Here is a 12,717-nt window from a genome sequence, read left to right on the forward strand (position 1 = left end):
ACGAACCGCATCCATACTACGCTAAAGGGCCTAACGGTCCGGCAGGCCTACGCGTTAAAAACGAAACACCTCAACTAATCAGGCTTTCAGCGAAGCTGCTGTCTAATATTTTGAGCACCTTCACAGTAACTCTGATTGCCGAGCAGCGTTTGGGCCAATTAAATATCATATACGTATACCTAAATCCCCCCACCCATCGGTTCTCTCTAAAAGCCTAAAAGCCTACCATATTACTGATCTACCATATTACTGATCTACCATATTACCAACCTACCAACCTACCAACCTACCCCCTATCCTCCACCGTAAACAACTCCACCTCCTCCCGCCGGCCGCGGAGTTCGGGGCACCCGACGGAGCGGGTTACGTATGAGGATCCGAGGGGCAGTTTTTCGACCAGCGGACCCGAAACCAGCAGATCCACGCCGACGGAGTTACACAGCGACTGCATACGGGACGTTACGTTGAGCACGTCGCCGGTAAACATGATATGCTTTTTGACGACGCCGATTTCACCGGTGGTAACGCTGCCGTAGTGGAGTCCCGCCTTGAATTTGGGAACGACGCCGAAGGTCGCTTTATACCAATCAGCCCGCTCCCGTAAATCTTCCCGCATGGCGAAGAAGCAACGCAGGCAATTGTTGGCGTTGAGGCCGTCGGCGAGTTTCCAGGAGACGATCATTTCGTCGCCTACGTAGAGGTAAACTTCTCCCCCGTGGCGGACGACGGCGTCGGCCAGATCCGCGTAGTACGCCTTGAGGAGGTGGAAGAACCGCTGGTGACCAAGCGCCTCCGCAATGGCCGTCGATGACCGCATATCGGAGAAGAGAAAGATGCGATTTTCCACCCGCGGCCGGTGGTAGGTGCCCGCCAGTGAGTTCAGCAACGTTACGTGGCCGATGACTTCGCTTACCTGGGCGTAAACGATCGTCAGGGTGATGGCGACGCCCAGTTGCAGCGCGGTACTCAGATGAACGAGGCTATTCAGGTACTGCCAGAGCCTGGTCCAGACGCGGGGATCGAGTAGGCCCGTATTCATTTCCATACTCGCCGCGATCGGGTAGGTCACCAGTACGACGAGGTGAATGAAGACGAAGTAGATCAAAAATTTATACACCGACTTGCGGAAGAAGGACTGCCGGGTGAAGAGCTTATTTAAGTGGTTCAGTTCCACGTAACCCACCAGCAGACCCAGGCACAGCATCGACAGGAGCGCAAAGGCGAGGATGCTCGCATTCGGAGAGATGGCCGTCTCGGTGGAAGGGAAGGTACCCCCGTAGGCGACCCACTCAATCAGGAGGGAGGTGGCGGCCGTGAGCAACCAGATGATTCCGAAGGGAAGAATGCGGTACCAGTTGCGGCGGACTCGGGCGGAAAGCATACGGTTAGCTTAGCAAGTGGAGCGGGAATGGGTGTTTCGACGCTAAAAATAGGGTGCGGGCGGGCGGCGGCGGGGCGTAAATCGACGAACGGAGCATAAACGACCGATGAGCCCCTGCGCGGGGACGCCGGACAAGATTTGTAGACGTACCACGGACGTTGGTCTAAAATCCGACAAGCGATAGGGTACTGATGAGGTATTTTAAAGCCTGATTTCCCAACCAAATCGACACTATGCAGCGTTTGAACCTTTCTATCCTGACGCTTTGCTGCGGCCTGCTTCTCCCCCTGACCGGAGCGGTACACGCCCAGGAAGCCACCGGTGAACCGGAAATGATCACCTCCGTGGAGGGCATTACCGAATACCGCCTAGACAACGGACTCACGGTCCTGCTCTTTCCCGACCAGTCCGTACCGACCATCACCGTCAACGTTACCTACAAAGTAGGCTCACGGCACGAAGCTTACGGGGAAACCGGCATGGCCCACTTGCTCGAGCACCTCGTCTTTAAGGGCACGCCCGATCACCCAAATATTCCCCAGGAACTCACCGAGCACGGCGCGCGGCCGAACGGAACCACCTGGTACGACCGCACGAACTACTTCGAGACCTTCTCCGCGACCCCCGAGAACCTCGACTGGGCCCTCGACATGGAAGCCGACCGCATGGTCAATTCTTTCATCGCTAAGAAGGACCTCGACAGTGAGATGACCGTGGTCCGCAACGAGTTCGAAAGCGGGGAGAACGACCCCGGCGGCGTGCTCATGGAACGGGTGCTCAGCACCGCATACCTCTGGCACAACTACGGTAAATCGACCATCGGCTCCAAAGCCGACCTCGAAAACGTGCCCATCGAGCGGCTCCAGGGATTTTACCGCAAGTACTACCAGCCCGACAACGCGGTGCTGGTCGTCGCCGGAAAGTTTAACCCGGAAACCACCCTGGATCTGATCCAGGAGAAGTTCGGTAGCATCCCCCGGCCCGAGCGCGAACTCTACCCCACCTACACCCGCGAGCCTATCCAGGACGGCGAGCGCTTCGTGGAACTGAAGCGGGTAGGGGATGTCCAGGTTGTCCAGGCCGCCTACCACCTTCCGGCGGGACCCCACCCTGACTTTCCGGCCATTGCCGTACTGATGGACGTACTCACCGACGAGCCCGGCGGCCGCCTGTACACCGCCCTCGTCGAAGAAGGAAACGCCAGCTCGATCTGGGGCTTTGCTCCCGCGCTCGCCGAACCCACCTTCGCCTTCTTCAACGCCAACGTGCTGAAGGAAAACGACCTGATGGAAGTGGAAACGACCCTCAAGAACACTCTCGACAGCCTCGCGCAGAATCCGCCTACGGAGGAGGAGGTCAAGCGTGCCCGGGACGGCATCCTCAAGAACTTCGAAATCAACCAGCGCGACGCTAACCGGGTAGGCCTCACCCTGAGCAGCTACATTGCCCAGGGCGACTGGCGTCTCGGATTCATCTTTCGCGATCGGGTCGAACAGGTGACCGTCGACGACGTGGTCCGCGTAGCCGAGAAGTACTTCAAACCCCAGAACCGTACCATCGGCCGCTTCTTCCCGGTGGAGAAGCCCGACCGGGCCGAAATTCCCGAAGTGGGTGACCTGTCGGCTATGACGGAGGGCTACGAAGGCCGCGAAGCTATCGCGGAGGGCGAAGAATTCGATCCCGCCTACGACAACATCGACCAACGTACGGTAAGCGGTACCCTTGGTACCAACGACAACATCGAATACGCCCTGCTGCCCAAGGAAACCCGCGGCAACAGCGTCAACGCCCAACTGCAACTCCGCTTCGGCAACCTCGACGTCATGAAGGGGAAGGCCATGGCCGGCGACAAGGCGGGCAGTATGCTGATGATGGGTTCCGAAAAGTACACCCGTCAGCAAATCCAGGATAAACTTGACGAACTGAAGGCCCGGGTGAATATCGGCGGCGATGCCGACGGTGCCTACGCCTACATCGAAACCGAGAACGAACGGTTGCCCGCGGTCATCGACCTGATCGGTGAGATACTGCGTAAGCCCACCTTCCCGGAGACAGAGTTCAACAAGATGATCAAGGAGGAACTGGCTGCCATCGAGGAGCGCCGCAGCGACCCCCAGGCCATCGTCTTTACCGAAATGCAACGGCGGGCCAGCGACTTTCCGCAGGATCACCCCTTCTACGTCATGACCTTTGACGAGGAGGTGGATGCCCTGAAGAAGCTGAAACTGGAGGACGTCAAGCAGTACTACAACGACGTGTACGGCGGCGGCAATATTACCTTTTCCGCCAGCGGGGACATGGACGTGGACGCCGTGAAGGAAGCTCTGGAGCGCAACTTCGGCGACTGGACGAGTCCCACCGAATTTAAGCGCGTGCCCCGCACCTACCAGGCCGTCAAGCCCGAAATGGTCAAAATGGAAACCCCCGATAAGGCCAATGCCTGGTTCGTGGCCGTCCAAACGCTGCCCCTCAACGACGAGCACCCCGACTACCCGGCCCTCGTCATGGGCAACTACATGCTCGGAGGCGGATTTCTGAACAGCCGTCTGGCCACCCGCATCCGCCAGCAGGACGGCCTCAGCTACGGCGTTGGCAGCCAGTTCAACGCGAGCTCACTCGACGAACGGGCGACCTTCATGTCCTACGCCATTTACAATCCCGAGAACCGGGAGGCGTTGGAGAAAGCGTTCCGCGAGGAAATCGATAAGGCCCGCAGCGAAGGCTTTACGGCCGAGGAGATCGCTGCTGCCAAGAGTGGCTGGAAACAGAATGCCGCCGTCAGCCGCGCCCAGGACCGCAGCATGGCCGGTGAACTGGGGAACAACGCCTACCTCGACCGCGATATGCAGTGGGATAAGGCCCTGGAGGAGAAGATGATGGCCCTTACCCCGGAGCAGATTAACGCCGCGATCAAGCGGTACATCGACGTCGATAAGATGGTCATCCTACGCGCGGGTGACTTCGCGAAAGCGGAATCCGTCAAGAAACCGTAACCTCTTTTCCGAACAGGCGTTACTTTGGGCGGGGCCGCAGGAGCAATGAACGTTGCCCCCGTGGCCCCGCCCTTCTTATATCAGCTACCCCCCCTTATGCGCTACTTCTACTTCCTTATGCTTCTCGGTCTCACTGCCTGTAACGGGGCGGAAACCACGGAATCCAACGCCACGGCGGCTCCCGACCGTGCCGCGAATACCGAACCCACTATGATGCTTACCGCCGCCGGGGTGGAAGCGGAGACGGTATTCAACTACGAGGATATCCTGTGGGGCTTCACCTTCCTGCCCGACGGCCGCATGATCGCCACCGAAAAGGGGGGCAAACTGCTCCTCATCGAGGGGGATTCTTCCACGCTGATCGGTGGCGTTCCGGAAGTGCGCGCGGTAGGCCAGGGCGGCCTGCTCGACGTGCTGCTCGACCAGGACTTCGCGAACAACCGACTGGTCTACCTCTCGTACAGCCGTAGCGAGGACGGGGGCGAAAAAGGCTTCACCTCCGTCGGTCGCGGCCGCCTCAGCGACGACGGCACCACCCTGGAGGACTTCACCTCCCTCTACGACGGCGGTCCGGCCACCGATAAGGGACAACACTACGGCAGCCGGATGGTCTGGGGACCGAACGACGGCCATCTCTACTTCACCATCGGCGACCGGGGGAACCGCGACGAAAACCCCCAGGACACCACCCGCGACGGCGGTAAGGTGTACCGGATCACGGCCGACGGCAATATTCCGGACGATAACCCCTTCGTCGGTACGCCCAACGCTAAGGAAGCCATCTACTCCTACGGTCACCGCAACCTGCAGGGCATGGCCGTGCATCCGGAAACCGGCGAGATTTGGGAAAACGAGCACGGTCCCCGGGGCGGAGACGAGGTCAACGTGATCGAAGCCGGCAAAAACTACGGCTGGCCCGTGATCACCTACGGAATCAACTACGACGGTAGCCAGATCACCCAGGAGGTAGCCAAATCGGGAATGGAACAGCCCCTGCACTACTGGGTGCCGAGCATCGCACCTAGCGGCATGGCCTTCGTTACCGGCGACCGTTACCCCGGCTGGGAGGGCGATCTACTGGTGGGCAGCCTCAAGTTCAGCTACCTCAAGCTTGTGCACCTTGACGGTAAGAACGTTACCGGCGAGCAGGACCTGATCAAGAATATCGGTCGTGTCCGCGATGTCCGGATGGGACCGGACGGCTACATCTACGCGAGTATTGAGGGTACGGGGATCGTGCGGGTTGTCCCCGTGTAGCGCCGTGTAGCGCCGGCTTGAGCCGGCGAGCTGTACGCATTGTTTCCGCGTGGCTACCAGCGTGACGGCTCAAGCCGTCGCTACACGAAAGCGGGACGGCTCAAGCCGTCGCTACACGGAAGCTAGGTGAAGGCACTACCGAGCAGGAAGAATACGATAAGCAGCGCCACGCAGCCCGCGGCAATGATCCGGATCTTTTCCACTCGGTTCTGGCTGTCGCGATGCGATTTGCGAAACTTATTGAGTGGGGTTTCCGCCTCGTGGTTGATGCGGCAGGTGTAGTCGTAATGATTGCCGCCGGTGTGGTCGATACTGACCTCACACAGTTCCTGGTCGAGAAAAACGGAGTAGGTCCGGGACTCCCGCACTTCGAAGTCAATCTGCACGACGCGGTCGTTGCAGTGCAGCACTACGTGCTGGGTCTTGTCCCCGTGAAAGAGGCCCAGTGTGTAGTGGTGACCCTGGTGGCCGGTAATATTCCAGGTGTGCTGCGGCATGAAGAGGAGCGGGGGCGATGATTCGAGAAATAAGGTACCAAGAAGATTTCAATCCGTACCAACTTTAACATTCCCTTCCACCTGCCCCGGATCCTGCTCAATTGCCGGAAGATCAAGGCCTTGCCAGCTTCCGTAGGCGCCGAGAATCCGGAAGCGCGTAAAGAGTTCCTCCCGGTACCAGCCACGCTCCCGGGTGAACTTTACGACTTCCCGGTGATGGGTGCTGTGGTACGCAAACCGCGTCATTGCCGCTCCGCTCTCCCATATGCTGAAGGTAGCCTGCATAAAAATCGGATACTCCCCGATGCCCACGCTCAGTCGGCGGGCTGGATGCTCGTACACCGACGCGCTGGTGCGGGGCACGTAACGCCAGAAGTCCAGGAGCTTGTGGGGCCGGATGGTGGCCCGGGTGATGACCGCCACGGGGTCCTCCGCCCGGTACCGGTCGGGGCGCGGAGTGAAGGGGTTGTCGCCGCCCCATTCGCCGTGGGACATGGTCGCCTCCAGGTGAAAGGTGATCCGCTCGCTGGTGCGCGTCTTTACTTCGCCGAACCAGGGGTGGCTCGCGAAAAAATCCGCTGCGGCGCTGCCGCCGTCCCAGTGACCCAGGAGGGCATACACTCCCCAATTCGGGGATACCGCGAAGCCGTTGCCGCCGCCGCTTCCCATCAGCCGGTAGAATTTTAGTCCGGCTACGGTTGCTAGCTTTGGCGGAGCCAGGCCCATTTGTGACAGCGCCCAGAGACGATTTTGGAAACCGGAATAGCGCAGGAGGGTGAGGGTGGTGATGACCAAAGGATTTGGACTAACAAACTATGCTCACACGGCAACCGTTCAAAGAAAGTATGCTTATAGTTGCGCCTAAATTGTAATTTCCGCCTCATGAATTTGAAGATGAAGAAAGACGGTAAGTTCGAATTCCTGGAAACCGGGGGTTCGGGCGAGCCCCTTCTCTTACTACACGGTCTCTTCGGCGGTCTCAGCAATTTCGGCGCACAGATCGAGGAGTTCAGCGGTCGCTTCAACGTCATCGTACCCACCCTGCCCATGATGACCCTGCCCCTGCGCAAGGTCTCTCTCGCCGGACTGGTCGACCACCTCGCCGAATTCGTCGTCCATAAGCAGCTGCATAACATCCATCTCATGGGCAACAGCCTCGGTGGACACGTAGCGATCCTCTATGCCATCGATCATCCCGACCGCATCGCTTCCATCACCCTTACCGGCAGCAGCGGTCTCTTCGAGAGCGCCATGGGCAACAGCTTTCCTCCGCGGGGCAACTACGAATTCATCAAGAAAAAGGTGGAGAGCACCTTTTACGATCCGGCTACTTCCTCCAAGGAGTTGGTAGACGAGGTCTACAACACCGTCAACGACCGCAGCCGGGGCATCCGCATCGTGATGACCGCCAAGTCGGCCGTGCGCCATAATCTGGCCCATAAACTCCACAACATCGAGGCACCCACCCTGCTGGTGTGGGGGAAACAGGACGAGATCACGCCGCCCTTCGTCGGGGAGCAGTTCCACGAGCTGATCAAAGACTCCGAGTTGCACTTCATCGACCGTTGCGCTCATGCCCCCATGATGGAACGGCCCCGGGAGTTCAACCGGATCATGGGCAACTTTCTGGAACGGGTCGCCGCCCGCCAGCCCTCGCCCGCCTAGGATCGCGCCTTACCGGGCCACGGACCGGGCAGCCAGGGTCGACTCCAGGTTTTGTCCGAAAGTTTTGCCGAAACCGGGTTTCAGGGCACTTCCCGTAGTGAGGTTGCCGACGAGTTTGGCGACGCTGCCGGGAACGTCTCTGAAATCGAAATCCATCCGCAGGTGGTAGGGATTCCCGGCGAACACGAGATTCATATCCACGCTCGTCGTGAACGCATTGTTGAAGCCCAGGGAAGTAGCGAATTCCATGGTCCTCAGATCGAACGCTCCGATGGTATTGTTGACCATAAATTTGGCAGCCTCCAGGGTGCCCTGGGATACGCCGTGGGCGATGTCTACGCCGGCGATGGCAATCGCCAGGCCCTTGTCGATGGCTTCTCGTTCGAGATAAAGGTCGGTAAGTTGGATATCCTTAGGGAACTCGTGCCCGATGTCGGCCAGTCCGCGGACGGTCTCCGCGTATCCGGCCAGCACGAGTTTAGCACTTTCACGGGCGGCCTGTAGGGTAAGAATGCGCGCTTCCAGTACACCCCGTTCGGTGAGTTCCCAGGGCCAGTTACCCAGCTTATTCCCTTTCTTCCGCAGCCGACTGATTTCCGCGTTAAGACCCCTGATCACGGCGGCCTGCTTACGGTAAGCGGCATCCGCCTGGTCGCGCATGGCTCTTAAATCGGCTTCCTGTTTTGCTGTCACTTCGGCTAACCGGACCCGGATGCGGCGGTCCACGTCCTGGAGGGCATTTCTCTGTTGCTTCAGTTTCCGGCGATTGGCCATCAGCGTCTCCCGCGCGTCCCTGGAAGCCTCGTCCAGGGCGGCGGTCGCTTCGCGGGTGATGCGAGCCAGGAAGTCGTTGCGCATAGCTACGCGTAGCGCGATGCCCGTGCCCTGGTGGGAGTTGAGCTTCCCCCTCACCTCGATAAGCCCCTCCAGGTCGTTCAGGAAGGAGCCGCGCATCAGCATCTCGAAGCCCTGACCGTCCACGAGCATCCGGGTGCCGGCCGTAAAGCCAAGTAGAGTGGCTTCACCGTCCACCTCGAAGGTGGGAAGCTTGCCGGTGGAAACGTCGAAGACCACCCGGGGTCCCGGGCTGTGGATGCCCCGCAGGGCAATCAGGCCACCCGCCAGGCTGATGGGGTCCAGGGAACCCCGTCCGCTCACGCCCGCGTCGTTCAGGCTGAAATCCATCCGCCCCTTCACCCCCAACAGGTTCATGGCGGCCCCGAAGGCGATGCCCCGTTGGTAGGTCACTCCGAACACCGTCAGATTGTTGGCGGGTACGATGAGTACCTTACCGTCCTCCAGGCCACTGCCCAGTACGTCCCGTAACGATCCGGTAATGCCGTGATCTTCCACGAAGGCGTCGATCATTCCGAGGGGCGTAATTTTATTGACTTCAATGGAGAGCAGACTCTTGGCCGGGTTCGCCACGTTGAGGGCCACGGTCAGGCCGCCGGTGAGGTGCTTCGTCCGGTTGCCCACCGTACCCAAACGGGCCGCACCGGTGAAGCCGAGGGAGCTCAGCAATATGGGACTGCGCGGACTGATCCCGGCACTACCCCCCAGCTTGCGAATGCCTACGCCGGGGATTCCGAAGGGCGCGGTCCATTCCGGTGAGGCATCGTCGTTGCGATCGCTAAACAGCATCGCGCGGCGGGCGTCGTTGCCGGGGTCGAGGGCTTCCAGAAAGAATTCGCCCGCCAGGCTTTGATCCATTGCATTGACCTTAAAGTTCGCGTTGAAGCCCAAAAGGTCCTTGTCGATCCGAGCGCGGAGTAACCCTCCAAGCCCGAGTTCGAGGCCCGTTTGCGCGCCGATGCGGGTGAACAGGTTAATATCCCCCAGTTCGACCGTTCCGCTGTCGTTCAGCTTAAGCGTTTGTCCCAGGTCGGCGGAAAAGCTCGCGTGATCCAGGTTGCGGGAGAGGGTGCCGGTGAGGCGGGCTCCGTCGAGGCTGAGCATATTCCCCAAATCCTGCAGGGCATCGCCGAATTTGAGATCCGCGATAACGTTGACCCCTTCGGCTACGGCCAGGTCGTTCATGGCGGCGAGGCTGGGCAGGGAGAGGTCGACCGACTTGTCGGGCAGGGCGGAAATCACGAAGGAGGTGCCCGCCAAATCGAGCTCATTCAGGGGCGTCAGTAAGGCATGAATGCCACCGTAATCAAAGGTAGCCGGTGGGGCCAGTCCGAAGATCAGGTTGGCGCGGGACCCGCCGCCGTCCAGTTGCAGTTCCGCGTCGCCCATGCTGGTGCTGCCGAGCACGGCCAGGACTCGGGCGAAGGGTCGGGCGGACACCGCCAGGGTCGTCAGGGTCAACTCCTTCAGCGGCGGGGGAAGCAGGGAGGCAAGCCGGCGCGTCCGGGGATCCGTCGCCAGGGCACCGACCAGCGTGGAAACGGAAAGCTCGTTGAGGCTGCCGGTGAATTCGATCGCGTTGGGGTCGGAGTTGAGCGTGGCCGCCACCTGGAGGTTTGTATTACCCAGATTTGCTGTGCCGCTGATCGTCCCCCCGATGGTACGCCCCGTCTGGGTGGGGTGGACGGCCTCCAGATCGAGCTGGGCACCGGTAACGGTCAGGGGTAGGGGAGCGGGCATCCGGTAGTCCTCCGTACCGAGTTCGGCGGCCAGGCGGTCGATGACGTATCCGTTCGCCGCAAAGTCGATGGACATCGTGCGTAATTCCACGGGTGCCTGAGCGGGAAAGCCCGGGGGCAGGTACTTACTCAGCGGGGTACCCCCCAGCAACTTGTCAAAGCTGGAGAGCGAAACCTTGGCGGCCGCCGGGAAGTCGAACTGCAGACGGGATGTCGTGAGATCGTCCCGGAAAGTGGCCGTCACCGTGACGCCGGGTTGACCGAATACCGAAGCCGTCGTAGCCAGCGAGGAATTCCCGCCGGGGGAGACTTCGGCAATGAAGTCATTCAGTTGAAAGACGGTCGGCGGCAGATAGTTCGCGACGCTGTTGCCCACCGATTCGGCGGCGGTGGCCGGTGGGGCCGCGGGTGCGGTGGGGGTAAAGGTAGGCTCGGGCTCGGGGGGCGGTACGTAAACGCTTTCGGCTGACGTTGACGTCGTTGTTCGCGGCGGCGGGGCCGTAGAACGGGTGGTCGCGCAGCCGAGGGTCAGGCACAGCAGTACCAACCCCGTATAAAACAGGTTATGCACGGTAGGTGATTCTCGTAAATGTGTTAAAACAAGTTATGGGAATTAACCTAGCCGCACAAGGGCTGCCGATTCCTGTATGCGCGGGTTGACCGGTTCGTGCTACCGGGTAGCCGCGGCGGCATCGACCATACCCCAGCCAAAATTGCCGTCGCGACGGGGGTAAATGCTCGCGGCCTCCTTCATGCGCTGCAGGACCTGCTCCCGGTTCTGTCCCGGATCGGTAGCCCACACCAGTGCGGCAATGCCCGCCGTAGTGGCGGTAGCGGCACTCGAACCGCCTACGTACCCCGGCTGCGCCCCGCTACGGCTCAGGGTAAGGCTGGTGCGGTCGGTATCGTAGCGACGCTGCATCACCGCTACGAAATCGACTTCGCTACCGTCGTGGCAGGTATTGCAACGCTCCAGAGGGCTGCCCTCCCGGATACCGGTTACGGCGAGGGTTTCGGACATATTCGCGGGAAAAACTACGCCGTACCAACTCGTCCAACTGAGGCTGGTCCCGGCAGCGCACAGGATCATCTTCCCGCGGTTGTGGGCGTAGTAGATACCGTCCCTGACCGTCCCGCTGCTGAATACGTCGCCGATCGACATACTCACGATGCGGGTGCCCGCGTCCCGGCCGGCGATGACGAGCGCATCCCGGACGCCCCGCTTTTCCTTGCTGGCGTTTATGATGACGTCGCTCGTAGCCCGAATAGCCGTCAGGTCACTCATATAGGCAACCCCGACGGTACTGCCGCTGCCCGTGCGCGGCGCGGCGACCAGGCCCGCCATCTGGGTTCCGTGACCGCACTGGTCGTCGGGTCCGTCAGTCCGGCTGCTCCACCAACTAGGCTGGTACACGCCAAGGCGGGCAAGATCGCGCCCGCTACCGAAGCCGCCGTTCAGCTCCGATTGCTCGGGGTAGGTGCCGGAGTCGATGATGCAGATACCAATGTTATCGCCCTGACTACGGGTCCACGCCTCCTGAATATTCATGTGATCGTAGTTCCAGGGCACCTTTGCGCCGGGGGAGACGGTCGTGAAGTCCCCCGCGGCGATGGCATCCGCCGGAGCTTCACTACAACCCGATCCGGAGCGAAGCTGCACCTCGGAGGCGGTGTAGTTGCTGGGTTCCAGGTAGCGGACGCCGGGTCGACGGCGGAATTCAGCCAGGACCGCGGGGTGCACAATCTTCACGTCCAGAATGGGCAGTACGTCATCCTCGGGGGCCACGAATAGCTCTTCCTCAGTAATGGGGACTCCGGTGTGCCGGGCGGTGGCGGCAAGCAGATCGCTGACGAGTTCGTTGCGGGTGCGTAGCCACTCACCGGCCATCACGTCGATCTGGTGGAGTTGAGCTTCGGTATCGGCGAAGCCCGCCGGTTCGTACCCCAGTACCGCCTCGTGTTCGGAGAGTTGCAGGGCCGACCACACCACCGCGTCGCTCGCCTCATTCCAGTCGAAGACCTTGTCGGTGGATAGCAGGTGATTTTCGACGATAGTATTGAGTTCGGCACGGGTGTACTCGGTCGGTGCGGAAGTGAAGGGTTCTACCTTTTCGCGTTCACAAGCGGAGAGGAGCAGGCAACTGCACGCCAGGGTGGTAAATATTCTATGCATGATCAGGGTTTGGGCGGGAACGCGGGAGCAAGGATAGCTCCGGCGGACATACGAATGACTCTAGAGTGCTTAAATTAGGATATTGTCCGGTAATTCCAAACAGGATAGGGCAAATAGCTATGTAGGAAAAGTTTGTTCCGAAACATGAAACCATGAC

At 60.3% G+C, this 12,717-nt stretch carries 9 protein-coding genes; 4 read left to right on the forward strand and 5 right to left on the reverse strand.

Translation table 11 applies throughout. The features are described from left to right. Positions 1–218: hypothetical protein (locus tag NMA52_RS10070; RefSeq protein WP_254827540.1), on the forward strand; the 218-nt coding region annotated here is incomplete at its 5' end. A gap of 68 nt (positions 219–286) precedes the next feature. Here NMA52_RS10070 and NMA52_RS10075 read toward each other — a convergent pair. Beyond that, positions 287–1,381, reverse strand: coding sequence for an adenylate/guanylate cyclase domain-containing protein (locus tag NMA52_RS10075; protein WP_254827541.1), 1,095 nt, complete (start codon positions 1,379–1,381; stop codon positions 287–289). A gap of 233 nt (positions 1,382–1,614) precedes the next feature. Here NMA52_RS10075 and NMA52_RS10080 point away from each other — a divergent pair, with 233 nt between their 5' ends. Together NMA52_RS10080 and NMA52_RS10085 are read left to right on the forward strand one after the other, a co-directional pair. Then, a complete protein-coding gene (locus tag NMA52_RS10080) occupies positions 1,615–4,374 on the forward strand; it encodes a pitrilysin family protein (protein ID WP_254827542.1) in 2,760 nt (919 codons plus the stop codon). Between the two features lie 96 nt (positions 4,375–4,470). Further along, the gene (locus NMA52_RS10085) at positions 4,471–5,631 is read left to right on the forward strand and encodes a PQQ-dependent sugar dehydrogenase (protein WP_254827543.1); all 1,161 of its coding nucleotides are present in this window, start codon (positions 4,471–4,473) and stop codon (positions 5,629–5,631) included. Between the two features lie 122 nt (positions 5,632–5,753). Here NMA52_RS10085 and NMA52_RS10090 read toward each other — a convergent pair whose 3' ends face one another. Both NMA52_RS10090 and NMA52_RS10095 read right to left on the reverse strand, forming a co-directional pair. Further along, on the reverse strand, positions 5,754–6,128 hold the full coding sequence (locus NMA52_RS10090; protein WP_254827544.1) for a hypothetical protein: 375 nt from the start codon (positions 6,126–6,128) through the stop codon (positions 5,754–5,756). A 48-nt stretch (positions 6,129–6,176) separates the two neighbouring features. Further along, complete coding sequence (locus NMA52_RS10095) at positions 6,177–6,923, reverse strand: hypothetical protein (protein ID WP_254827545.1); 747 nt, start codon at positions 6,921–6,923, stop codon at positions 6,177–6,179. Positions 6,924–7,010: 87 nt separating this feature from the next. Here NMA52_RS10095 and NMA52_RS10100 point away from each other — a divergent pair, with 87 nt between their 5' ends. Then, a complete protein-coding gene (locus NMA52_RS10100; protein ID WP_254827546.1) occupies positions 7,011–7,793 on the forward strand; it encodes an alpha/beta fold hydrolase in 783 nt (260 codons plus the stop codon). A 9-nt stretch (positions 7,794–7,802) separates the two neighbouring features. Here the strand turns inward: NMA52_RS10100 and NMA52_RS10105 are convergent, their stop codons facing one another. Continuing rightward, a complete protein-coding gene (locus tag NMA52_RS10105) occupies positions 7,803–10,958 on the reverse strand; it encodes a hypothetical protein (protein WP_254827547.1) in 3,156 nt (1,051 codons plus the stop codon). A 99-nt stretch (positions 10,959–11,057) separates the two neighbouring features. Then, entirely contained in the window at positions 11,058–12,560 is a 1,503-nt protein-coding gene (locus NMA52_RS10110) for a S8 family serine peptidase (protein ID WP_254827548.1), read from the reverse strand. Positions 12,561–12,717 lie beyond the last annotated feature (157 nt).

Source organism: Lewinella sp. JB7, assembly GCF_024297185.1.
In the GTDB taxonomy this organism is placed as follows: domain Bacteria; phylum Bacteroidota; class Bacteroidia; order Chitinophagales; family Saprospiraceae; genus Neolewinella.

Excerpts from the sequence above, each read along its gene's own strand:
- NMA52_RS10075 (WP_254827541.1), bottom strand. The coding sequence starts at position 1,381 with ATGCTTTCCGCCCGAGTCCGCCGCAACTGGTACCGCATTCTTCCCTTC.
- NMA52_RS10080 (WP_254827542.1), top strand. The coding sequence starts at position 1,615 with ATGCAGCGTTTGAACCTTTCTATCCTGACGCTTTGCTGCGGCCTGCTT.
- NMA52_RS10085 (WP_254827543.1), top strand. The coding sequence starts at position 4,471 with ATGCGCTACTTCTACTTCCTTATGCTTCTCGGTCTCACTGCCTGTAAC.
- NMA52_RS10090 (WP_254827544.1), bottom strand. The coding sequence starts at position 6,128 with ATGCCGCAGCACACCTGGAATATTACCGGCCACCAGGGTCACCACTAC.
- NMA52_RS10100 (WP_254827546.1), top strand. The coding sequence starts at position 7,011 with ATGAATTTGAAGATGAAGAAAGACGGTAAGTTCGAATTCCTGGAAACC.
- NMA52_RS10110 (WP_254827548.1), bottom strand. The coding sequence starts at position 12,560 with ATGCATAGAATATTTACCACCCTGGCGTGCAGTTGCCTGCTCCTCTCC.